The 22,051-nt window shown below is 47.3% G+C and carries 23 protein-coding genes, 1 pseudogene and 2 other annotated features; of the genes and pseudogenes, 3 read left to right on the forward strand and 21 right to left on the reverse strand.

Annotated elements, in window-relative coordinates; translation table 11 throughout:
* Window positions 1-26: 26 nt before the first annotated feature.
* The 7 genes from obgE to P3X63_RS15290 form a co-directional block, all read right to left on the reverse strand.
* Window positions 27-1,313, reverse strand: a complete 1,287-nt coding sequence (gene obgE, locus P3X63_RS15260; protein WP_026588110.1) for a GTPase ObgE — start codon at window positions 1,311-1,313, stop codon at window positions 27-29.
* Window positions 1,314-1,347: 34 nt separating this feature from the next.
* Complete coding sequence (locus tag P3X63_RS15265; protein WP_277691327.1) at window positions 1,348-1,917, reverse strand: sporulation initiation phosphotransferase B; 570 nt, start codon at window positions 1,915-1,917, stop codon at window positions 1,348-1,350.
* Between the two features lie 234 nt (window positions 1,918-2,151).
* Complete coding sequence (gene rpmA, locus P3X63_RS15270; protein ID WP_026588112.1) at window positions 2,152-2,433, reverse strand: 50S ribosomal protein L27; 282 nt, start codon at window positions 2,431-2,433, stop codon at window positions 2,152-2,154.
* A gap of 13 nt (window positions 2,434-2,446) precedes the next feature.
* Window positions 2,447-2,788 (reverse strand): ribosomal-processing cysteine protease Prp, encoded by a 342-nt coding sequence (locus P3X63_RS15275; RefSeq protein WP_026588113.1) that lies wholly within the window; start codon window positions 2,786-2,788, stop codon window positions 2,447-2,449.
* 12 nt (window positions 2,789-2,800) lie between these two features.
* Window positions 2,801-3,109: a 50S ribosomal protein L21 gene (gene rplU, locus P3X63_RS15280; RefSeq protein WP_006637846.1), complete on the reverse strand. Its 309-nt coding sequence runs from the start codon at window positions 3,107-3,109 to the stop codon at window positions 2,801-2,803.
* Between the two features lie 12 nt (window positions 3,110-3,121).
* Window positions 3,122-3,197: a sequence feature (ribosomal protein L21 leader region), on the reverse strand.
* Between the two features lie 77 nt (window positions 3,198-3,274).
* Window positions 3,275-4,141, reverse strand: a complete 867-nt coding sequence (locus P3X63_RS15285; protein WP_026588114.1) for a M50 family metallopeptidase — start codon at window positions 4,139-4,141, stop codon at window positions 3,275-3,277.
* Entirely contained in the window at window positions 4,134-4,928 is a 795-nt protein-coding gene (locus P3X63_RS15290) for a M23 family metallopeptidase (RefSeq protein ID WP_026588115.1), read from the reverse strand. Before P3X63_RS15290 ends, P3X63_RS15285 begins: the two co-directional genes overlap by 8 nt.
* 149 nt (window positions 4,929-5,077) lie before the next feature.
* On the opposite strand from P3X63_RS15290, the gene P3X63_RS15295 reads away from it, so the two are divergent.
* Entirely contained in the window at window positions 5,078-5,515 is a 438-nt protein-coding gene (locus P3X63_RS15295) for an SRPBCC family protein (RefSeq protein ID WP_026588116.1), read from the forward strand.
* Window positions 5,515-5,853, forward strand: coding sequence for an ArsR/SmtB family transcription factor (locus P3X63_RS15300; protein WP_077736314.1), 339 nt, complete (start codon window positions 5,515-5,517; stop codon window positions 5,851-5,853). Before P3X63_RS15295 ends, P3X63_RS15300 begins: the two co-directional genes overlap by 1 nt.
* Window positions 5,854-5,890: 37 nt before the next feature.
* Here P3X63_RS15300 and minD read toward each other — a convergent pair whose 3' ends face one another.
* The 11 genes from minD to P3X63_RS15355 all read right to left on the reverse strand — a co-directional run bounded on the left by minD (window position 5,891) and on the right by P3X63_RS15355 (window position 17,578).
* The gene (gene minD / locus P3X63_RS15305; protein ID WP_277691335.1) at window positions 5,891-6,697 is read right to left on the reverse strand and encodes a septum site-determining protein MinD; all 807 of its coding nucleotides are present in this window, start codon (window positions 6,695-6,697) and stop codon (window positions 5,891-5,893) included.
* A gap of 2 nt (window positions 6,698-6,699) precedes the next feature.
* Window positions 6,700-7,380, reverse strand: coding sequence for a septum site-determining protein MinC (gene minC, locus P3X63_RS15310; RefSeq protein WP_026588119.1), 681 nt, complete (start codon window positions 7,378-7,380; stop codon window positions 6,700-6,702).
* A gap of 54 nt (window positions 7,381-7,434) precedes the next feature.
* On the reverse strand, window positions 7,435-7,953 hold the full coding sequence (mreD, locus tag P3X63_RS15315; protein ID WP_277691338.1) for a rod shape-determining protein MreD: 519 nt from the start codon (window positions 7,951-7,953) through the stop codon (window positions 7,435-7,437).
* On the reverse strand, window positions 7,950-8,858 hold the full coding sequence (mreC, locus tag P3X63_RS15320; RefSeq protein WP_026588121.1) for a rod shape-determining protein MreC: 909 nt from the start codon (window positions 8,856-8,858) through the stop codon (window positions 7,950-7,952). Before mreC ends, mreD begins: the two co-directional genes overlap by 4 nt.
* Window positions 8,859-8,888: 30 nt before the next feature.
* Window positions 8,889-9,899 (reverse strand): rod shape-determining protein, encoded by a 1,011-nt coding sequence (locus tag P3X63_RS15325; RefSeq protein ID WP_026588122.1) that lies wholly within the window; start codon window positions 9,897-9,899, stop codon window positions 8,889-8,891.
* Window positions 9,900-9,986: 87 nt separating this feature from the next.
* Complete coding sequence (radC, locus tag P3X63_RS15330) at window positions 9,987-10,661, reverse strand: RadC family protein (RefSeq protein ID WP_026588123.1); 675 nt, start codon at window positions 10,659-10,661, stop codon at window positions 9,987-9,989.
* A 54-nt stretch (window positions 10,662-10,715) separates the two neighbouring features.
* On the reverse strand, window positions 10,716-11,288 hold the full coding sequence (locus tag P3X63_RS15335) for a Maf family protein (protein ID WP_077736313.1): 573 nt from the start codon (window positions 11,286-11,288) through the stop codon (window positions 10,716-10,718).
* A 163-nt stretch (window positions 11,289-11,451) separates the two neighbouring features.
* Entirely contained in the window at window positions 11,452-12,474 is a 1,023-nt protein-coding gene (locus P3X63_RS15340; RefSeq protein ID WP_277691344.1) for an SPOR domain-containing protein, read from the reverse strand.
* Window positions 12,475-12,679: 205 nt separating this feature from the next.
* The gene (locus tag P3X63_RS15345) at window positions 12,680-13,429 is read right to left on the reverse strand and encodes a prepilin peptidase (protein ID WP_277691346.1); all 750 of its coding nucleotides are present in this window, start codon (window positions 13,427-13,429) and stop codon (window positions 12,680-12,682) included.
* A 114-nt stretch (window positions 13,430-13,543) separates the two neighbouring features.
* Window positions 13,544-14,857 (reverse strand): bifunctional folylpolyglutamate synthase/dihydrofolate synthase, encoded by a 1,314-nt coding sequence (locus P3X63_RS15350; protein WP_026588127.1) that lies wholly within the window; start codon window positions 14,855-14,857, stop codon window positions 13,544-13,546.
* Between the two features lie 78 nt (window positions 14,858-14,935).
* The gene (locus tag P3X63_RS15355) at window positions 14,936-17,578 is read right to left on the reverse strand and encodes a valine--tRNA ligase (protein WP_026588128.1); all 2,643 of its coding nucleotides are present in this window, start codon (window positions 17,576-17,578) and stop codon (window positions 14,936-14,938) included.
* A gap of 59 nt (window positions 17,579-17,637) precedes the next feature.
* Window positions 17,638-17,869 (reverse strand) — a binding site (T-box leader).
* 168 nt (window positions 17,870-18,037) lie between these two features.
* Here P3X63_RS15355 and P3X63_RS15360 point away from each other — a divergent pair.
* Window positions 18,038-18,229, forward strand: coding sequence for a hypothetical protein (locus P3X63_RS15360; RefSeq protein WP_026588129.1), 192 nt, complete (start codon window positions 18,038-18,040; stop codon window positions 18,227-18,229).
* Window positions 18,230-18,245: 16 nt separating this feature from the next.
* On the opposite strand, the gene ysxE is transcribed toward P3X63_RS15360, so the two are convergent.
* From ysxE to hemL, 3 genes and pseudogenes are all read right to left on the reverse strand, one after another.
* Entirely contained in the window at window positions 18,246-19,268 is a 1,023-nt protein-coding gene (gene ysxE / locus P3X63_RS15365) for a spore coat protein YsxE (RefSeq protein ID WP_026588130.1), read from the reverse strand.
* 796 nt (window positions 19,269-20,064) lie between these two features.
* Window positions 20,065-20,613 (reverse strand): annotated as a pseudogene (locus P3X63_RS22925) (LysM peptidoglycan-binding domain-containing protein); the annotation flags it as partial.
* Between the two features lie 135 nt (window positions 20,614-20,748).
* On the reverse strand, window positions 20,749-22,044 hold the full coding sequence (hemL, locus tag P3X63_RS15375; RefSeq protein WP_277691348.1) for a glutamate-1-semialdehyde 2,1-aminomutase: 1,296 nt from the start codon (window positions 22,042-22,044) through the stop codon (window positions 20,749-20,751).
* Between the last annotated feature and the right edge of the window lie 7 nt (window positions 22,045-22,051).

The raw sequence follows: 22,051 nt of genomic DNA on the forward strand, positions 1-22,051 counted from the left end.
CCTGCCGGGCAAACTCTCCGAGTCGATCAGTCGATAAATTCAAATTCAAACTCAAGCAGGCGGATCGTATCCCCATCCTTGGCGCCGCGCGCCCGTAACGCGTCATCAACTCCCATACCGCGAAGCTGTCTGGCAAAGCGCTTAACAGACTCGTCTCTTGAGAAATCCGTCATTTTGAACAAGCGCTCCAGCTTGGCGCCGCTCAAAACAAAGGTGCCGTCAGGATCACGGGTGATCTCAAACGGTGCTTCTTCCTCTTCAAGCTTATACACGACCTTGTTTTCGGCCAGTTCCTCTTCGTCATAAAGCGGGAACTCCGGCGTTGTTTCCAAACGGTTGGCAATCTCAAACAGCAGATCTCTTAAGCCTTGTCTTGTGACTGCACTGATCGGAAAAACAGGATGGTCGTCAGTCAGTTTTTCTTGAAAAGCCTTCAGGTTGTCTTCCGCTTCCGGCATGTCCATTTTGTTGGCGACGATAATCTGCGGACGTTCGGTCAGCCTTAAATTATACTGCTCAAGCTCCTTATTGATGGTCATGTAGTCCTCGTAAGGATCGCGGCCTTCAAGACCCGACATGTCAATGACATGGACGATGACGCGCGTTCTCTCAACGTGCCTCAAGAATTGGTGGCCGAGTCCCACTCCTTCATGCGCCCCTTCGATCAGTCCCGGAAGATCGGCCATCACAAAGCTCCGTCCGTCCTCTGTTTCTACCATGCCGAGGTTCGGGGCAAGCGTTGTAAAGTGATAGTCGGCGATCTTTGGCTTCGCTGAAGAAACGACGGACAAGAGGGTCGATTTTCCCACGCTAGGGAAACCGACAAGCCCGACATCGGCTAAAACTTTCAACTCCAGTACAATATAGCGCTCTGTGCCTGGTTCGCCGTTTTCAGACAGCTGCGGCGCCGGATTTGCCGGTGTCGCAAAACGGGTGTTGCCTCGTCCGCCGCGCCCGCCTTTTGCGATGACCGCTTCCTGTCCATGCTCGGTTAAATCGGCGAGAACCTGCTTTGTGTCATCATCGATGACAACGGTGCCCGGCGGTACTTTCACCACCATATCATCGGCATTTCTGCCATGCTGATTTTTTGACATGCCGTGCTCTCCGCGGTCCGCTTTAAAATGTCTTTGATACCTGAAATCCATCAGCGTGCTGAGACCTTCGTCGACTTTAAACACGACGTCTCCGCCTTTACCGCCGTCTCCGCCCGCAGGCCCCCCTTTAGGGACATATTTTTCGCGGCGGAAAGCAACCATTCCGTTGCCTCCGTCCCCGCCTTTAACATATACTTTTACCTGATCAACAAACATAACGTCCTCCGTTCTATTCCTAAAAAACCGCGCTTTACCGAATATGAATTTCTGCTATGCAATCCCGGTCCGATATATCAAACCGTTTGATGATATAATCATCGACATGTGAATCGTGAAACCCTTTGAAATCGGCCAGCCGCGTCAACATACCGTGAAAATCGAGATAGATGACGAGCGGCCCGTCCGTCTGCAATGTGACCGACAGATGATTGTCGCCGCCCTTCATAGCGGAATCGTCAAAAATCCGGAACAGCTTTCTGACGAGAACGACCAGCTTTTCTTCATAGGCAGACAAATCCCTGACTTCACCGATCACCTCATATTCAAGCGTCAGCGAATGAGCCTTCCAGTTAAATGTGAGCAGCTCATAAGCAAAGCGCGGTATTTTAAGATTTGAAAGCTTTGATTCATGCTGAGCTTCTATGACCACTTCCTCGATGATTTCAAAGACGCGGTCATATTTCTTTAATGTTAGATTTCCTTTAATCAATTGCAGTTTATTCATCCAGTCGTGTCTTGAATGGCTGAGCAAGTGAATCAGCTCATGTGTCAAAGCCTTATCATCCGTATTATTTTCATGTTTTTTCGACATTTCTTCCATTTTGGCACTCCCAATCGTTAGTTCTCTCTTTTAGGAGTCTGATTCAGTTTGTACTTTGAATTATAACAGAGAAGACAGTATAAATGAAACACGTTTATATACTTAACGAAGCAGAATCGGCGCGGAATCCCCGGCGCTTTGGCGTCCGCCGGGCGGGTGTTTTCACGATTCAAAAGGGAAATTTTCACACTATGTAAAAAACTCCGGTCAGAACGACCGGAGTTTCGTTTAAAGTTAGGCTACAGGATATACGCTCACTTTTTTGCGGTCACGGCCGAAACGTTCGAATTTAACCGTTCCGTCGACTTTCGCAAATAGAGTGTCATCTCCGCCGCGGCCCACGTTTTCACCTGGGTAAATTTTCGTTCCGCGTTGACGGTAAAGGATTGAACCGCCTGTTACGAATTGACCGTCGGCACGTTTAGCACCAAGGCGCTTCGCCTCAGAGTCACGTCCGTTCTTTGTAGAACCTACTCCTTTTTTAGAAGCGAAAAACTGAAGATCTAGTCTTAGCATGGTAGCTCACCTCCTATTTGTTTTTCGTCGTTACTTTTAAGTAACCTTTGTAATCCCGTTCGATCGTTTCAAGGGAAACGACCATGCCTTCAAGAAGCAGCTGGGCTTTTTTCAAAGCCTCCTGATCCGCGTCATCCGGGAATTTGAAGGATAAAAATCCTCCGTCTCCCCCGAGGTCGACAACCGGTTCAATGCCTGTCAGCTTCATGACCGCATTCACCGCTCCAAAGGCGACAGCCGATGCTCCCGCACAAACGAGATCCTGTCCATGTTCAGCAAAATTCGCATGACCCGACATTTCAAAAGACTGAATGCTTTTGTTCGATCGGGATCTTGTAATCGTTGCTTGAATCATATCTGACACGCCTTAAGCGTTGATTTTTTCAATGACAACTTTAGTGTAAGGCTGACGATGACCTTGTTTTTTATGTTGGTTTTTCTTCGGCTTGTACTTAAATACGGTAATCTTTTTAGCGCGGCCTTGTTTTTCAACTTTGCCTGTCACCGTAGCACCTTCAACCGTCGGGTTACCAACTTTCACGTTTTCACCGCCGACAAACAATACGTTGTCAAAAGTAACTGTTTCGCCGGCTTCAGCAGCAAGCTTTTCAACGTATACAGTTTGACCTTCTTCAACTTTGATTTGTTTTCCGCCTGTTTGAATAATTGCGTACATCTCTGCACCTCCTAATAAACTAAGACTCGCCAATCACAGGGGGCTTTGAAAAGCGCTTAACACCTGTGCTGAGCGGTTGTAGCACGGGTGCTACATCCATAACATTAAAAACTATATCAAAGAATAGTCCCAATGTCAATGTCTTTTAGGATCGATGCGAGATCGTCAGTAGACAAGCAAGAGCTCTTCCATCGAACATGTCGTCCGTTTATCGGCGAAATAAGCGTGCAGAACTTCGTTTTCATCCAGCTGGCTCAGCTGGTCGCCGTCTTTCTCAATGATGATGGGGTGTTTGCAGCCCCTTTTGAACCTGAGCATGACCTCATAGACATTTTCATCGGCGCGGGCGGTGATCGGCGACAGCCGGCGCACTTCCCGCTCTTTCCCATAGTAGCGTTCAAGCAAAAAACGGATATGTGCATAATGCCGGTTTCGGTATTCCTTATATAAAGACACAGCCAAAAATAAAAGCAGCACCCAGGCGCTCAGCTGAAACGGGGAGATGAGTAAAATGACAGCGAATAAAGTCGCACAGCAAAAACAAGACGCCAACAAGTTCAGCCGCTGTGCTTTTTGATATGGAGCGTATTTGGAAAACAACAAAAACAGCAGTTTTCCCCCGTCAAGCGGCCAGATGGGAAAGAGATTAATCAGGAGGATCGTCATGTTGTAAAATGTAAATATCTCAAACATGTGAGGGCTGATCCACGAAGCATTCGCCAAAAGCCAAGCTGCAAATTGAAGCCAAATATGCTGCAGCGGGCCCGCCGCAATGACGGCGAGCTCTTCTTTTAACGGTCTGTTGCCGTGTTCGTCAACTTCTAAAGTTCCTCCAAAGGGCAGCAAAAAAATGCCTTTCATTCTCCATGAAAAATAAACGGCGGCTGCGGCATGGCCAAGCTCGTGGATGAAAATAATGATCATTAAACATAGCAGTGCTTTAATATGCCCGGTCATCAAGCCGAGCGCCGTCACAAGCCACAAGAGCGGATGAATATGAAGCTTTGTGACGAGCTCTGTCCATTTACTCAAATGTAATCACCTGGATCGGATCGACAAATTCGTCTCCCTTTTTTATCGCAAAGTAATAGACGCCTTTATCATCTTTATTCTGTTCAATCGTTCCGAGCTTCGCTCCTTTGTCAACAAAGTCATATAAGGCGACATCCGCTTTTTTCAGCTGCCCGTAATACGTATAGCTGTTATCCGCGTGCTGCATGACAACGGTCAGGCCGGTATCAGGGTTTTTGTCCACTTCAATAACATAACCCTCTTTCATGCTCCTGATGGCTTCTTCTTCTGTTTCCACCTTAATCCCCTGTCCGGAAAATTTCTCCTGAACCTTTCCCATAGCAGGCGTAGCCAAATCTTTGTTGACCTCTACTTGTCCGGCCTTTTTGCTGCTTTTTGGCTGAAACAGGGCGAGCGGATGTCCGAATTTCGCCTCATACCAATCTTTTAAAGCCGCAAACTGAAACTCTTCGGTGAACACCTGTCCGATTGCCGGTTTGATCTGTTTTAAAGGTTCGAAATGTCCTTTGTAGGCGATAGCGGATACAAGAACGAGGCATGCCGCCAGAAGGCATTTGATGATTAGCGCATCGGCTTTGACGAGCGGATGTTTACCGTTTATCAAAAGCGAATTTCCTTGTGGGGCAGAGGATTCTCCGTTGGTTTCATCGTCGGCAAAGGCTGGCCAGAGAGGCGGCTGCCTGGTCTCATCTTTTTTATGTTCCGGTCGCCCCAGCGGTTTTCCCGGTGTTTTTTTCTTGCGTTTTCTCGCGATTCTTTTACGAATCTCATCTGCTCTGTGGCTCATCACCCTCATCCTTTACATTCAGGTTGGTTTGTACCATTCATATGCCTTGTCCACGGCAGTTATGACGACAACATTGACATAAAACCATAAGGTGTTATATCATACAAAATGAAACCTTTTGGTTTTATTTTATGAATGGAGGTCGGATCATGAAGGAAAACAATCAAGGCAAAGTGCCTGATATACATAAAAAAGCCGTATTTCAAGCGCCGATACAAAAGGTGTGGGAAGCTGTAGCCACAAGTGAAGGGATTGCAGACTGGTTTATGCCAAACGATTTCCGGCCGGAAGTCGGCCATGAATTTACCCTGCAGTCGCCGTTCGGGCCTTCCCCGTGCAAAGTGATTGAACTTGAAGCGCCGCACCGCCTTTCTTTCACCTGGGATACCTCAGGCTGGGTCGTGTCATTTGAACTGAAAGAGACACCGGATGGCAATACGGAATTTACCTTGATACACTCAGGATGGGGAGATCCGGAAGAAACGGTTGTGAAAGCGGGAGACAAGCAAACGGATGTCCGCAACAGAATGAACGGCGGCTGGGAAAACATCGTCAATCAAAAGCTTCGTCAGGCAGTTGAAAACTAGTGTCGACACCTGCACAAAAACACGATGTATTTCAAGCCGTTTCCGACCCTACCCGCAGAAAGCTGATGAAGCTTCTTGCCGATCAGGAATTGCCGATTACTGATATCAGCAGTCATTTTCCGATCACCAGGACCGCCGTCAGCAAGCATCTGCGGATTTTAGCCGAGGCTCGGCTTGTCAGCGGACGCAAAGTCGGCCGGGAAAAGCTGTACAAGCTGCAGCCCGAGCCGCTTAGCGAATTGCAGGAATGGCTCGCTTATTTCGACCGCTACTGGGACAACAAACTTTCAATGCTGAAATATAAGGTCGAAAACAGCGACAAAAAAGATAATCTATGAAAAAAAGCAATCTCAGACTGATGAGATTGCTTTTTTGCTAGGCGCGCACACCGAAAAACGATTTAATTTTAGCAAATACGCCTTTACTCTCTTCTTCAAATGACTGTAAAGGCACGGATTCGCCCAACACGCGGCGGGCGATGTTCCGGTATGCGATGGAAGCTTTATTATTCGGGTCCATGACAACGGGCTCTCCATTGTTAGACGCTTTAATGACTTGGTCGTCATCCGCGACAATGCCGATCAGTTCGATCGACAAGTGCTGGATCACTTCGTCGACATCCAATGTATCGCCGTTTTTCATTAAATGGTTGCGGATGCGATTGACAATCAGCCGCGGCGGTTCAATATTTTCTTCTTTTTCAAGAAGACCGATGATCCGATCGGCATCACGAACCGCGGATATTTCCGGCGTAGTCACGACAACCGCCTTGTCCGCGCCTGATACTGCATTTTTATATCCTTGCTCAATCCCCGCCGGACAATCGATGATGATGTAATCAAAGTCCTGTTTCAGCTGTGTGATCAGTTGGATCATCTGTTCAGGCAAAACAGCCGATTTATCGCTAGTCTGCGCCGCCGGCAGCAGGTAAAGCAGATCGTCAAAACGTTTATCCTTGACAAGCGCCTGATGGATCTTGCATCTTTCTTCAACAACATCCACCAGATCGTATATGATTCTATTTTCAAGGCCCATGACGACATCCAGATTGCGCAGGCCGATATCTGTATCAACAAGACAGACCCGCTTCCCTAAAATGGCCAAGGCGGTGCCCAGATTGGCGGATGTCGTCGTTTTTCCTACTCCGCCCTTCCCCGAGGTTATTACGATAGCTTCACCCAATTTTACATTCCTCCCTCAAGCCTTGTTAAACTAGGTCTTAAATGAGCTAATTGTTGAAGGCGGTCAATGACCATATTCTCGTTTTCATCTAAATAAGCACATTCCATGTCGTTCCCTTCTTGGATGTGGTCTGGGGAGCGATTGAGCACATGATTGATACGCAATTGCGTCGGTCTCATGTCCGAAGCCGCAATAACAGCTCGTGTATTTCCATTAAAGCCGGCATGGGCAATCCCTCTTAATGAGCCGAGAATAAAAATATTCCCTCCGGCCTTCACCATTCCTCCCGGGTTCACATCCCCAATGAGAAGCAAATCGCCTTCCGTTTCCAGCACCTGCCCTGAACGGACAATTTTAGCGACGGAAATGATCTCGCTTTCCGCTTTCAAACGGTTTGCTTCTTTCTTGGTCATCACTTCACTTTCAATGGAGTGGATAAACAGGTTTTGTTTCTCAGTGATCACTTCGGTTAGCAGTTCTTCTTGTTCCTTTGTGACATAGCGGTAGCCGAGCTTAATGAGAACACTGATTTTCTGGCCTTTTCCATCCATATAATGTTCGAGTGACAGCATATCCTGAAGACCGTATAGTAATTCTTCAAAAGAGCATGTGTCATCAAGATGAAGCGTCAGTCCATTTTTCGTTCCTTTAATTGTTACGTATTGCTGCTTTTGGGTCTTCACGGTGTTCACCTCAACATCATACTCATTTCGACATCGGCTCATAAAATCCTTTTTTTACTCTTCCCTAAGCTCTTTCTTAAGACTGGTAAAAAACACTTTAAACGGATAAACGAGCAGCATCGCGACAACAGCGTTCAGCCCAAGCGTAGGCAGAAGCCGTCCTAGCACAAATTGATAAAACGGCATGATTTCCGGACGAATCAGCATCTGCACACCATATTGGTAAAACTCAAGCACTGAGACGGCGAGCACCGAAATAAAGATGACGACAAACGCGTTCGTCTGCAACACTTTGAATGCTTTTGACGATAAATAGCAAATACCGGCAAAACCGAACATATACATACCTAAAAGGTCTGTATAGTTAATATCATATAACAGTCCGAAAATAAATCCATATGTAATGGCAAAAGGCTGATTAACATAAGCCGTCATAAACACTAAAACAAGCAGCAGAAAACGCGGAATCAGCTGCTGATCTTCCGTCACGAAAGGCAGCCTGATAAAATCCGCATACATGCTGTCAGATACCAAAACAAACATCATGATAACGGGAAGAAGGAAACGTTTCACGAACCTTCCTCCTCATCATCCATCTTGTCGACATCAACCGTATCAAGCGTCCGGTCAACGACAATCACATTGTCAAGATTATACAAATCAGCAGCAGGCTCAACATAAGCGATTTTCGTTAAGCCGTAGGAATCGGGTTCAACCTCTGTCACCTTTCCGATCGTCAAACCTTTCGGAAAAACGCCGCCTGCACCGGAGGTTTCCACCAGATCTCCTTTTTTCACTTCCCTTTCCGCATCAGGTTCAATAATTTCCATCGAAAGCGCCTTTTTGTCGGAATCATATCCGTTGATGATTCCGTTTACTGTCTTCTTGCCTTTCTTTGCGGAGATGACGGTGGAAATTCTGTTGTTTCTGTCAGTAGCACTTAACAGCTGAACAGTGGAAGTGAAGTTGTTCACTTTCGTGCTTTTGATTTTCCCGATCAGGTTTCCGGTTTCATCTGTTACCGCCATATCCTTTTCAACACCGTGTTTTGAACCTTTGTTGATTTTGATCAGGTTCCACCACTCATACTTGTCGGGGTTTCTGGCAATAACCGTAGCCAAAATCGGCGTGTAGTCTTTGATAGACTTCAGATGGCCAAGTTCTTCTCTTAAAGACTTATTTTCATTTTCCAGCTCCTGAAGCTTTGCTTCATACTGTGTTTGGCCGTCCAGCTTCTTCCGCAGGCGTTCATTCTCTTTATACGTGTTTTTCAGGTCCTCTACATTTTCAAAGAAGTCCGCGACAAATTGGGCGGGTGTATGAAAAATGTTTTGGAATACACCAGTTGTATCGCCAATGAATTTTTCGGGCCAAGTTGCATTCCGGTCTTTTTTTAACGAAAATCCAATCATTGCCACTAAAATGATGATACAAAGGAGTAAAAGCATCAACCGTTTATTTGTAAAAAACTGCGGCATGATTATACACCTCTTCTGTTTCCTGTGTCCTTAGTTTTTGCCTTTAAATAGATGGATTTGTTCAAGTGCCTTTCCTGTTCCGATCGCTACACAGTCAAGAGGGTCTTCCGCAATTAAAACCGGCATTTTCGTTTCTTCGCTGATGACTTTGTCCAAATGGCGAAGAAGGGCGCCGCCGCCTGTCAGAACAATTCCGCGGTCCATGATATCAGCCGCAAGCTCAGGAGGTGTTTTTTCGAGCGTGTTTTTCACAGCGTCGACGATTGCAGCCACGGTGTCGCGCAATGCCGTCGTGATTTCTTTTTCGGTGATTTCAATCGTTTTCGGCAGTCCCGTCAAAAGGTCGCGGCCGCGGATTTCCATGCTTTCTCCGTTTTCAGATGCTTCAGCAGAACCGATTTCAAGCTTGATGGCTTCCGCTGTACGGTCACCGATCATCAAGTTATATGTTTTTCTGATATAAGTTATGATTGCATCGTCCATTTCATCTCCGGCAACGCGGATAGACTGGGATGTGACAATTCCGCCGAGGGAGATGATCGCAACTTCTGTCGTTCCTCCGCCGATGTCGACGACCATGCTTCCCGTCGGCTCCCAAACTGGAAGGTTCGCACCGATCGCCGCGGCAAACGGCTCCTCAATCGGGTATGCATCCCTCGCTCCGGCCTGGCGCGTGGCGTCAATGACCGCACGCTGCTCGACGGCTGTTATGCCTGAAGGCACACAGACCATGACATACGGCTTTCTTGCAAACAATCCTTTGTTTTTCACAGCTTTTCCAATATAATGTTTCATCATCGTAGCTGTCGTTTCATAATCAGCGATGACGCCGTCCTTCATCGGGCGGAGTGCCACAACATTGCCAGGAGTCCGTCCGATCATGTTTTTCGCGTCGTTTCCGACTGCAACAATTTGCTTTGTGTCTGTTTGAAGCGCAACGACAGAAGGTTCTCTGACGACAATTCCTTTTCCTTTAACAAAAACAAGCGTATTCGCTGTTCCTAAATCTATTCCAAGGTCTCTCGCACCAATTCCAAACATTTGTATGTATCTTCCTTTCTTAAAACAAAATTCCCAAGCAAAAACCCATAAATTCTATTATAGCTTAATTTAATGAAAAAAAAAGTGTTACAAATATCCTTTTTCTTTTAAGCTCACAAATTTTTGATCGCCGATGACAATGTGGTCGAGCAATTCGATTCCAAGCAGCCGGCCGCACTCATTCAGACGCTTTGTTACATCTATGTCTTCGCGGCTTGGAGCCGGATCTCCGGACGGATGGTTGTGGACGCAGATGAAAGAAGCGGCGGAGCGCTTCAACGCCTCTTTAAACACTTCCCTTGGGTGGACAATCGAAGAATTCAGACTCCCGATAAAAACGGTGCGTCTATGAATGACTTGGTTTTTTGTGTTCAGGTAGAGGCAGACGAAGTGTTCCTGCTGAAGGAAGCGCATGTCTTCCATTAAAAAATTGGCGGCGTCTTCCGGAAAGCGGATCACATGCCGCTCTTCATAAACCAATTTGTGTATGCGCCGGCCAAGCTCAAGCGCCGCCAAAATGTGAACGGCTTTTGCACGACCGATCCCGGAAATGCTGGAAAGCTCTTCAACGGACGCTTCTTTTAATAAACGCAGACCGTCAAACGTCTGAAGCAGCCGGTTTGAAAGCTGCAGGACCGATTCTTTTTTTGTCCCCGTCCTGAGCAGGATCGCCAGCAGTTCGTTGTTTGCCAAGCTTTCGGCCCCTATTGAAAGGAGCCGTTCCCGCGGCCTTTCATCCTCCGGAAAATCCCTTAGTTTCAATGACAGTTCGTTTATGATAAACCCTCCCTGTGACTCCCCTTCTCGTTCGGTTCATCAAAAGGAGTGAAACCCGAATGTTTTCAGCATTCGCATCGTTTTTGAAATCGGCAGGCCCACAACTGAATAATAGTCACCCTTGATCTCCTTGACAAAGAGCGCGCCTTTTCCCTGAATCCCGTAAGAACCCGCTTTGTCAAACGGTTCCCTTGTTGCGATATAAGCGCTGATCTCCTTTTCTTCAAGGGGCCAAAAAACAACCTCTGTTTCTTCAAAAAATGTTTCACATCTGCTGTTTGACTTGATGCAGACACCTGTCAGCACTGAATGGGTTTGTCCGGAAAGCATGTTAAGCATCCTTTCCGCGTCGTCTGAGTCCTTGGGCTTGCCCAAACAAACACCGTCAAAACACACAATCGTGTCTGCGCCAAGCACAACAGCATCGGGATGCTGTTCGGATACTGTACGCACTTTTTGTTCCGCCAACCATTTGACGTTTTCTGCAGGCGAAAAGTTTCGACTTAATTTTTCTTCTGCATTGCTTACAACAATGTCGTACGGAATTTGAAGAAGATCGAGGAGTTCCTTTCTGCGGGGTGATTGTGAAGCTAAAATCAGCTGTCGTGTCATAGAAGCCATCCTTTCATGGGTTTTTGCATCAGAAAAAAAGATACCTGCCTGTTTTATCCTACCAAAAGAACGCGAGAGCCACAATTTCAGAAAAATAACTTTTTGATGACAAAAAGCGGCAAAAATAAAAAAACCAGCCGCACAGGCTGGTTTTTCACATTGTTTACTTGATTTGGCCCAAGAGCAGCTGCTGGCTTTTCCAGCCGTTCGCTGTCGTCGGATTCTCCAGCAGGTCTGCGGCTTGAAGGATGGCCTCTTTTGTCTTTTCCGCGTCTTCTTTGGGTTGTATACCGTCTATTTTCGCTTTTAGGTCAGCGACATTTTTGGATGTAACCTCAGCACCGAGAATCGCTTTGGCGGACAGCTCAGCCGCTTCTTCAAAAACCGGGGCTAGCCCTGAAGCCAATGAAACCGGAAGCTCCTTGCCGCCCCATGCTTCAAAGTCATGATCGATTAATATTTGGCCCAGTTCAGTTGTCATCTGCTTTTCCCCGGTTATGCCGGCGATGACGTAAAACCCGTCTTCTTTCGACAGGGAAACGGCGGCATAGCCTTTGTCTGTTAATTGGGAAGTCAGCGTTTCCGCCCCTTCTTTAGAAGAAAACTTGCCCGCCTGGACAGCAAAGCTGTTAAACTCTTCTCCCGCAGCTTTTTCTCCCCCGTTCTGCTGACTGTCATCGCCCGCTTTAACCGTCTGGCTGTCTTCCGCATCTGACCCAAGGCTGCCTGATGCCGGCACATCTTCTTTGTTGGCCGCAAGATTCAAGGCGAACACCCCGAGGCCTGTCCCGAGCAAAACGGCAAATATAATCGTGACTGCGAAGCGCTTGACGGGATATGCAAGTGACTTTTTTGTTTTGGGATGGCTTTTTTTGTTTTCGTTTTTCTTTTTATAAGGTGTAACCACTTTCGGATCGTCTTTCAACACGTTTTCTTCTTCATCGGGAGGAACCCATGTAAATTCGTCTTGTCCGGTCTTCCCGTCTTCTTTTGAAGCCGATATTTCCTGTTCCGCCTTGCGCTTTTCCTCCCAATTCGAAAAGGTTAGTTTTTTTTGCTCAAGATTTTTTGAACATTCTTTTTCATTTCCGTAGATTGTCTCTTCTTTGCCGTTGATCATCACTTTAAGGGGATCTGCTTTATGCGGTTGTCCGGTCGAATGTTTTTTGCTTTTCCGTTTTTTCATATCCTTCCCTCGCTTTCTTTCTATGTTTATCATGATCTTTAAGGCGGAACCCCCGCCATTTTCTAGGACGTGTCAGAGAGGGAAGCCAAAAGGAAGGAGGAGGTCTCCTGAAGGCTGTCCCTCTTATTGTCCACACTTTACCACAGCCCGAAAAAAAAAGAACAAGACTTTTGTCGTCTCGTTCAAAAAGGTTTCGTCAATTTTCTCATATGTGCAACAGTTCAATATATGAATCAATCAACGGTTCTCCATAGAAGCAGACAATCACTGTTCCGATTAAAATGGCAGGTGCAAAAGGTATCGGCTCGCTTCCTTTGACCTTTCCGGCGATCATTCCGGCGAAGCCCAGCAATGTTCCTGCCGCTGCGGAGATAAAAAAAACGGGAAAAATCAGCCTTGCGCCAAGGACAAAGCCAATAACGGCGAACAATTTCACATCTCCCCCGCCGATCCCATCCTTCGCGAACAGCTTGACAATAAACGGCAACAGGAGACCGGCGGCCGCTCCTGTCAAGCCGGAATACCAGGGCTCAAGCGGAACCAGCATTCTGCCAATGACGAAAAAAGGCAGAAAAAAACAAAGGATGGCATCTGGAATCACCATATACGCGATATCTGAAACCAACACGATCAAAAGCAAGGAAAAAAGGGCGAGCATGAGCAGCAGCTCTCCCGGGCTTTTAAAACGGAGCCCCGCCAAGACAAACAGCAATGCAGTCAACAGTTCAACAGCGGGATAAAGGATGGAAACAGGGCTTTTACAGCCCTTGCATTTTCCGCGCAGAAACAGGTATGACAAAACCGGAATAAGCTCAAGGGAGGTCAGTTTGCGGCGGCAGACAGGACATGAGGAGCGGGGGAAGATCAGCGATATTTTGCCGGGGATGCGGCGGCCGGTTGCATTAAAAAAAGAGCCGAGCACTAAGCCTGATAAAAAAAGATAAGCCAAAAACATCAGCATCAGCCTCACAAGTTATTTACCCGGCAAAAAGACCGGGAGCTGTTATTTTAGCAGACAAGGTGAGGTATCGCTTTTCCTAAAACAATAAAATGCGTCCTCAGCCATAGGCTAAAAACGCATTTTATGTTCATTTAATAAAGACCTGACCTCGGAAATAAAATAAAGCGAACCTGTGATGACAACGACCGCTTTTTCATCGGCCGTTTTTTCATGTATAAAATCCAAAACAGAGCCGATTGATTCATCATATGTTTTATGCCCGGCACGGCTTTGTTCAAACAGCTTTTGAGCAGATTCCGCTCTCGGGAAGTCGAAGGACGCAAAATGAATGGATGAAGCAAACGCCTCTATGATGCGGATCATGTCTTGATAAGGCTTGTCCTTTAAGGCGCTGAAGCAAACGTGTATGTTCCGCTCTCCAAAGCGGCCAAGAACCGTTTCACTCAGCCGGCTTACCCCTTCTTTGTTATGTGCCCCGTCTATAAATGTAAGCGGCTTGTCCAGCACTTTTTCAAACCGGCCGGCCCATGCGGCTTTTTTGATTCCGCTATAGAGCGCCTGCCGGCTGATGTTCGCCTGTTGTACAGCTGTCAGCCATTCAGCTGCAAGAATCGCCAAGGCTGCGTTTTGCCGCTGATGGGTGCCGATCAGGCCTGTTTCCACTTGTTCGTAGCGCTTTTGAGGTGTGATCAGCGAAAACAGTTCGCCATCCGGCAATGAACGTTCATCATATCGTTCACAATGCTCATGAAGGGATAGATAAAGAGCTTCCTTTACCATTGCTCTCCGCTTTATGACCTCGGCCGCTTCAGGCTGGTGAACGGCCGTCAAAACAGGAACACCGTGTTTAATGATGCCCGCTTTTTCTCGGGCGATTTCTTCAAGCGTTTCTCCTAAAATCGCCGTATGGTCATGACCGATTGAGGTAATGACTGTCACTAACGGCTCAACGACATTCGTCGAATCCAGGCGGCCCCCTAGACCGGCTTCAAAAATGACAAAATCGGTCTTCCTGTACTTTGCAAAATATAAAAATGCACAGGCAGTAATGATTTCAAATTCGGTCGCCGCCCCCAAATCGGTTTTTTCAAGCTCAAGAACGAGGGGATATACTTCATTAAACAGCGCTGTCCATTCTTCGTCTGAGATCGGGATGCCGTCCACACTGATCCGTTCATTAAAGGTGATGATGTACGGAGAAGTGAATGTGCCCGCCGAATATCCGGCTTCATTTAACACCGAGCGGATGTAAGCGACGGTCGAGCCTTTTCCGTTTGTGCCGGCTACATGAATGGCCTTGAGCTTTTTCTCGGGATGATCGAGCTCATTGAGAAGCCATTCCATCCGTTGCAATCCCGGTTTCACGCCAAATTTGAGCCGTCCGTTAATCCAGCTGAGTGCTTCAGAAAATGTTTTGAACATGCGTATTCCCTCCCTTCAATGATGAAGGTGTTTTCCAGCCGCCCTTGGGGCCCGGAAAACACCTTCTCTTTTTCCTTTTTAGTTTTTCAATTCAGCGATCCGCTTTTCGACAGCTTCCCGTTTCGCCGTATAATCGGCTTCTTTTGCCCGTTCTTCTTCAATGACGTGTTCAGGCGCTTTTTTCATAAAGCCGTCATTGTTTAATTTTTTCTGAACCCGTTCCACTTCTTTGGTCAGTTTATCAAACTCTTTTTGAAGGCGGCTGATTTCTTCGTCAATGTTGATCAGACCCTCGAGCGGCAAAATCAGCTCGGCACCTGAAACGACGGCGGTCATCGCTTTATCAATCGTTTTGATATCCGTTCCGATTTGAAGCAGGCTCGGGTTTGTGAAACGTTCCACGTACGAGCGGTTTTCATCGAGACGGGCGGCGATTTCCGGTGTGCTCGTTTTAATATACAGCTCGATTTGCTTGCTGAGCGGTGTATTCACTTCACTGCGGATGTTCCGAACGGCGCGGATCACTTCGACAAGAAGCTTCATATCCGCTGCAGCTTCAGTGTCGGTATATTCTTTGACGACTTCAGGCCACTTGGCGACTGTGATCGATTCCCCTTCATGAGGAAGATGCTGCCAAATCTCTTCCGTCAGAAACGGCATAAACGGATGCAGGAGGCGCATCGTTTGATCGAGTACATACGCCAATACGGAGCGCGTCGTCTTTTTCGCCGCTTCATCATCGCCATAAAGCGGAAGTTTGGCCATTTCAATGTACCAATCACAGAAATCGTCCCAAATAAAGTTGTACAGGTGGCGGCCGACTTCACCGAACTCATATTTATCGGCGAGATGCGTCACCGTTTCAATCGTTTCATTTAGTCTTGTTAAAATCCACTTGTCGGCAACCGATTTGTCCCCGGTCAAGTCGAGTTCTTCATATGTCATGCCGTCCATGTTCATCAGCGCAAACCTTGACGCATTCCAAATTTTATTCGCAAAGTTCCATGTTGATTCAACTTTTTCAAAGCTGAAGCGCAAATCCTGCCCCGGTGAGCTTCCTGTCGCAAGGAAGTAACGCAGGGAATCCGCTCCGTACTTATCGATCACATCCATCGGATCAACGCCGTTTCCGAGCGATTTGCTCATTTTCCGGCCCTGGTCATCGCGGATAAGCCCGTGGATCAAGACGTCTTTAAACGGCCGTTCCCCGGTGAACTCGACCCCTTGAAAAATCATTCTGGATACCCAGAAGAAAATAATGTCATAGCCAGTTACAAGGACGTTTGTCGGATAGTAGCGTTTGAAATCTTCAGCGTCGATATCAGGCCAGCCCATTGTTGAAAACGGCCACAGCGCCGAACTGAACCAGGTGTCAAGAACATCGTTGTCCTGCTCCCAGTTTTCGGCATCCCCCGGCGCTTTAACACCGACATAGATTTCGCCCGTTTCTTTATGGTACCAGGCCGGAATCCGATGTCCCCACCACAGCTGGCGGGAGATGCACCAGTCACGGATATTTTCCATCCAGTGAAGATACGTTTTTTCAAAACGGTCAGGGACGAAGTTGACTTTTCCTTCGCTTTTTTGCAATTCGATGGCTGCATCGGCAAGCGGCTGCATTTGCACGAACCACTGCGTTGACAAGTACGGCTCAACGACTGCTCCGCTGCGTTCGCTGTGGCCGACCGAATGTGTATGCTCTTCAATTTTGAACAGCACACCCTCTTCCTGAAGATCTTTGACGATCTGTTTGCGGCATTCAAAACGGTCCATACCTTTATACTGAAGGGCGTTGTCATTCATCGTTCCGTCTTCATTCATGACGAGAATCCGCTCGAGGTTGTGGCGGTTTCCAATTTCAAAATCGTTCGGATCATGGGCGGGTGTGATTTTAACAGCCCCTGAACCAAATTCCATATCGACGTAGTCATCTCCGACAATCGGAATTTCTCTCCCGGTGATCGGCAGGATGACCGTTTTGCCGATTAAATGTTTGTACCGTTCATCTTCCGGGTGAACGGCGACCGCCGTGTCTCCGAGCATTGTTTCCGGACGGGTTGTGGCGATCTCGATGGCGCCTGAACCGTCTTTCAGCGGGTAGCGCATATGGTAAAACGCACCCTGAACATCTTTATAAATGACTTCGATATCAGACAGAGCCGTTTTTGTTGCAGGGTCCCAGTTGATGATATATTCTCCGCGGTAAATCAGGCCTTTTTCATAGAGCTTGACAAAGACTTCGCGAACCGCTTTTGACAGCCCTTCATCAAGGGTAAACCGCTCTCTTGAATAGTCGAGGCCAAGGCCGAGTTTCGCCCATTGGCTGCGAATGAAATCGGCGTATTCCTCTTTCCAATTCCATGTTTCTTCAAGAAATTTTTCGCGGCCCAGATCATAGCGCGATATGCCTTCTTCACGGAGCTTCGCTTCAACCTTTGCCTGTGTCGCGATTCCGGCATGATCCATACCCGGCAGCCAGAGCACGTCATATCCTTGCATCCGTTTCATTCTTGTTACAATATCCTGAAGCGTCGAATCCCAGGCATGGCCCAAGTGCAGCTTTCCCGTGACATTCGGCGGCGGGATGACGACGGTGTACGGCTCTTTTTCCGGATCATTTTCGGCTTCAAAAAACTTGCCGTTCACCCAATATTCATATCTGTCTTTTTCAATTGAGGCCGGATCATATTTTGTCGGCATCGTCAGTTCTTGTTTATCCATATTCAAACCTCCAGCAGTATAAACGGCTGATCAATAAAAAAGAGTCCTCTTTATCCTATCAAAAGGACGAAGAGAACTCTCTCGCGGTACCACCTTTTTTCATGAATGCAAATACGCATTCATGCACTTAAATGGGATAACGGGACTTTCCCGAATTTCTCTACTTTTTATGTTCGAGAAATTGCGCTCCTGGGCGACCTTCCAAAAAAGACTGGCTGGGAGCCTTTCAGCGAACCGACATCCCTCTCTGTAAGCGTCTGTTTTTGTACTCTTCCCATTCAAAGCGGGTGGATCATTGATTTTTCAGCACGTACTTTTTCTTGTTCTTATATTACTAAATCTTTTTTCATTTCGTCAATCATCTTTTCCGCTTTGATCTTGTTCTATACAAGATTGGGCCATGCACACAGGCTTTTTTTTCTCATATGATGCTGTAACGACAAGGAGAGGAGGCAAAAGATGCGAAAAAAATTCAACACATATTCACTCCAGCCCTGGCTGAAACAAATCAAGCTTGTCGCAGTCCAGGTCGCCCTCCCGATTACGATCTTTCACGGCATTCGAACCATCATCTTCCCAACAACGTTTGATGTTCTCCTTTTAGGCATTCTGATACTCCTTGCCTGCGCCTTTCACCTTGACTGGATTTAAGTAAAAAAAGTCCGCATCATGATGATGGGGACTCTGTTTCTTCCTGCAGTTTTCGGTTTTCTTCTGTTTTATGAATGTTCATCACAAGCGGTTCTGCATTTTTCATCTGCCAATACGCCTTCAAGAGTTTCGTGCAAGCTTCTTTTTCCTCCAGCTTCTTCTCTGTCTGATAGCGGCTGAGTGTCTTAAACATCGCCCCCGGATATGCCATATAACTTAAGAATAAACTCACTTCCTCCTCGCGCAGAGGATAAACACCGTGGTACGTATAATACCAGTTCACACATTCCGTACATGATGCAGGATTGGACTTGAACATTCTTGTGAAAAATAAGATCAGATCATTCGCAGGCGGGGCATATCCTGCTTTCTCAAAGTTTGTAAAATAGCCCGTTCCCATATCGTTGTACAGAAAATGATGGACCGACAATTGCCCGTGGTTCAAGACGATTCTGGAAGACTCTTTTTCTTTGATCGCTTCATGCCATTCATCAAGGCGGTCTAGCGCAAAATCAACGGCGGAAATCGTCTCTCTGTAATACATGGCCGCCTGAAGCTGAAAAGGGGACATATACCATTCTTTCTCAGCCCGGCTGACAATCTCTTCGTATTTTTGTTTCTCTATCTCCCATTTTCGTTTTGTCCGATCATAGTGGCCGACGATATCTTCCCGCCTCATCCTGAGTTCTTTTTCCGTTTTCTGATGGATGAGGGCAATTTCCTGAAACAGATGTTCATGCTTTTGATCCCGCTCTTCCCCTCTTTCCAGCGTGAGCCAGGGCATTAAATAGCAAACTTCTTGACCCGCTCCGGTTAAAAATTCCCCTCCGCGGTTTCGGTAGACAGGAACAAACTGTCTGTAGCCTTTTTCCTCCAGCAGTATCATCTGTTCAGTGAAGCGGTTATTCCTTGAAGGCTCCAGCTTCTTTAACGCGAATACACCGTGGGCGGTGTAAACCTTCCATACTTTCGGGCTGACAGGTTCGATATATTCGGCGGCTAGACCGTATTCATTTAAGAGAGCCTGGATGTCTTCCATTTTCGCTCACCACATTTTTGCTCATACGTTAGGCATGGCTGTTATGATAATCAGGAATATAAAGGATCTGTCCTTCTTTTAACTCTTCGTCAAGGGAAAGGGAATTCATCCGTATGAGCTGCTGAACATTAATGTCGTAACGTTCGCACAGAAGATCGATGGTATCATTTTGCTGAACGATGCACATCCTCATTCGCGAAAACTCCTCCTCTCCCTCTTTTGTAAACAGCTTTGTCAAATAAAGCGCATTGTCATTTTCTTTGGCGGATGCTTCGTGTATATCGGCTTCATCTCTCGCTTCCTCTTCAGGTTCTGTCTGCTCGTGAAACGAGTATTCCGGAATCTCAATCGAGTGGGCGGCTTCCTCCTCTTCCGAGGATTCCTGCGTCACTTCAATGTCAAAAGAATCCGGCTCTCTTTCTTCATCTTCGTCCTCCAAAAGAGGCGGGTCGCCGAAAAACGGAGTTTCATTTGATTCTTCATGGTTTTGATAAGTTCTGTAAACCGGTTCCTCTTCTTTTTGTTCTTCACTTTCTTCTCTTTCAAGTTCAGGTTCAGCCTCTTCAGCGCTTTTGGCAGATTCCTTTTGGGCCTCTGCATCTTCTAGGCTGTCAGCCGGCTCTTTTTGTCCTTCCCATTCACGCTTCGCCCTTTCCGCCGCCGACAGTGACGCAGTGAAAAACGGTTTTGCTTCATGTTCGTCATCGCTAAGAAACGACTGATAAATCGGCACGTTTTCATCATCCGTCTCTTCGTTCCGCTGATTCACGGCCTGCTCATCGTACGGGGTGTCAAGATGAAGCGGGATTTCATTCAGTTCCTCTTCCTCCCCTTGGTCCCTGTAAACGGGCTCAAACGACTCTTCAGCTTGTTGTGCATCTTCAAAAACCGGCACATCCGCTTCCTCAGTCTCGTCGGCGTCCCCCGCCACGTCCAGCAGTCCTTCAATCGCCAAGTCCGCCTGTATCGTCAGCATACGGGCATCTGTCAATTGATAATCGAAAGCGTCGATAAAAACAAACACGTCATTTAAGTGGCTGACTTTGTTTTTGGGGATGGTGATATCCACAGGGAAACAATGCGTCAGCTCCGCGCTGCTATCCCCTTTTAGCTTCACATCTTCCACAAATCGGCTTGTCGCAGGCAGCTCAGCATACTCCCGGGTTTGATCTATGTTGTATTCGCCTGTCAGCTCTAATGACCCGCGTATGGATACATAATCATTCACTTCCTGAACGGAAATATCCGGATCCAATGAAATTGATAATAATTCCGATACTTCCTGTCCCTTTTGAAAACAGATCGACTCTTCTACAGAAAATTGCAAACGATTGTTTTGCGGCAAACTGATATCCTCCCTTCACCTAATTTTTAAAATTAGATGTCAGTAAAGATGTATGAAAAGAACCGGGAGAATATGAACAGAAAACATGGGGGCGCACAAAAAAAGCCGCCGGACATGCCGGCAGCCTCTCTGCTTTTATTTGGATCGGCCGATTCTCGCGAATACCCTTTCAGCGGCCGAAATCGTCTGTTCAATATCTTCATCAGAATGCGCGGTTGACAGAAACAATCCTTCAAACTGTGACGGCGGCAGGAACACGCCCTCATCAGCCATGCCTTTATAATACTCGGCAAACAGATCAAGATCAGACTGTTTGGCCGTCTCATAATTGATGACAGGTTCGTTCGTAAAGAAGAAGCCGATCATCGATCCCGCACGGTTGAATGTATGAGGAATGCCGTGTTTTTCAGCGGCTTCAGAGATGCCTTTTTCCAATCGGTCGGCTTTGCGGGAGAACTCCTTGTAGGAATCAGGCGTCAGCTGCTTCAATGTTTCGAGCCCCGCCGTCATCGCCAGCGGATTGCCTGACAAGGTACCGGCTTGATAAATCGGTCCGCTCGGAGCGATTTTCTCCATGATCTCGGCTTTTCCTCCGTAAGCGCCGACAGGAAGACCGCCGCCGATCACTTTTCCGAGGCATGTCAAATCAGGCGTCACACCGAAGTATCCTTGTGCGCAGTTGTAATCCACTCTAAAGCCTGTCATGACTTCATCGAAGATCAACAGTGCGCCATGCGTTTCCGTCAGCTCGCGAAGCCCTTCAAGGAATCCTGTCAGCGGCGGAACAACTCCCATATTTCCGGCTACAGGCTCTACGATGACGCCGGCTATGTCATCTCCGTATTCCTGAAAGACAAGCTTCATGCTGTCGAGATCATTGTAGGGAACAGTAATCGTATTTTGGGCGATGCTCTCGGGAACCCCGGGGCTGTCCGGGAGACCCAGTGTGGCGACCCCTGAGCCTGCTTTAATCAGCAGCGAATCGCCGTGTCCATGGTAGCAGCCTTCAAATTTCACAATTTTATTCCGGCCTGTATATCCTCTCGCAAGCCTTAAGGCGCTCATCGTCGCTTCGGTACCCGAGCTCACCATGCGCACGACCTCTATGGAAGGAACGCGCTCGATGACAAGCTCGGCAAGCTCTGTTTCAACCTTTGTCGGCGCGCCGAAGCTCGTCCCATTCAGAGCGGTCTTTTGTATGCCGCTGACGACTTTCTCATTGCTGTGCCCTAAAATAAGCGGACCCCATGATAAGACGTAATCGATATATTCGTTTCCGTCAATATCATATATTTTTGAGCCTTTTCCCCGCTCCATAAAAATCGGGTCCATATTTACTGATTTAAAGGCGCGAACCGGACTGTTCACTCCGCCCGGCATGACTCGTTTCGCCTCTTTGAAAGCCGCATTAGACTTTTCATAGCTGCGCATCCTCTAA

Origin of the sequence: Bacillus sp. HSf4 (genome assembly GCF_029537375.1) — a bacterium.
GTDB lineage: Bacteria > Bacillota > Bacilli > Bacillales > Bacillaceae > Bacillus > Bacillus sonorensis_A.

Coding starts and splice junctions, on each gene's coding strand:
- obgE (WP_026588110.1), bottom strand. CDS start 1,313: ATGTTTGTTGATCAGGTAAAAGTATATGTTAAAGGCGGGGACGGAGGC.
- P3X63_RS15265 (WP_277691327.1), bottom strand. CDS start 1,917: ATGGAAGAAATGTCGAAAAAACATGAAAATAATACGGATGATAAGGCT.
- rpmA (WP_026588112.1), bottom strand. CDS start 2,433: ATGCTAAGACTAGATCTTCAGTTTTTCGCTTCTAAAAAAGGAGTAGGT.
- P3X63_RS15275 (WP_026588113.1), bottom strand. CDS start 2,788: ATGATTCAAGCAACGATTACAAGATCCCGATCGAACAAAAGCATTCAG.
- rplU (WP_006637846.1), bottom strand. CDS start 3,109: ATGTACGCAATTATTCAAACAGGCGGAAAACAAATCAAAGTTGAAGAA.
- P3X63_RS15290 (WP_026588115.1), bottom strand. CDS start 4,928: ATGAGCCACAGAGCAGATGAGATTCGTAAAAGAATCGCGAGAAAACGC.
- P3X63_RS15295 (WP_026588116.1), top strand. CDS start 5,078: ATGAAGGAAAACAATCAAGGCAAAGTGCCTGATATACATAAAAAAGCC.
- mreC (WP_026588121.1), bottom strand. CDS start 8,858: ATGCCGCAGTTTTTTACAAATAAACGGTTGATGCTTTTACTCCTTTGT.
- P3X63_RS15325 (WP_026588122.1), bottom strand. CDS start 9,899: ATGTTTGGAATTGGTGCGAGAGACCTTGGAATAGATTTAGGAACAGCG.
- P3X63_RS15335 (WP_077736313.1), bottom strand. CDS start 11,288: ATGACACGACAGCTGATTTTAGCTTCACAATCACCCCGCAGAAAGGAA.
- P3X63_RS15340 (WP_277691344.1), bottom strand. CDS start 12,474: ATGAAAAAACGGAAAAGCAAAAAACATTCGACCGGACAACCGCATAAA.
- P3X63_RS15345 (WP_277691346.1), bottom strand. CDS start 13,429: ATGTTTTTGGCTTATCTTTTTTTATCAGGCTTAGTGCTCGGCTCTTTT.
- P3X63_RS15350 (WP_026588127.1), bottom strand. CDS start 14,857: ATGTTCAAAACATTTTCTGAAGCACTCAGCTGGATTAACGGACGGCTC.
- P3X63_RS15355 (WP_026588128.1), bottom strand. CDS start 17,578: ATGGATAAACAAGAACTGACGATGCCGACAAAATATGATCCGGCCTCA.
- P3X63_RS15360 (WP_026588129.1), top strand. CDS start 18,038: ATGCGAAAAAAATTCAACACATATTCACTCCAGCCCTGGCTGAAACAA.
- ysxE (WP_026588130.1), bottom strand. CDS start 19,268: ATGGAAGACATCCAGGCTCTCTTAAATGAATACGGTCTAGCCGCCGAA.
- hemL (WP_277691348.1), bottom strand. CDS start 22,044: ATGCGCAGCTATGAAAAGTCTAATGCGGCTTTCAAAGAGGCGAAACGA.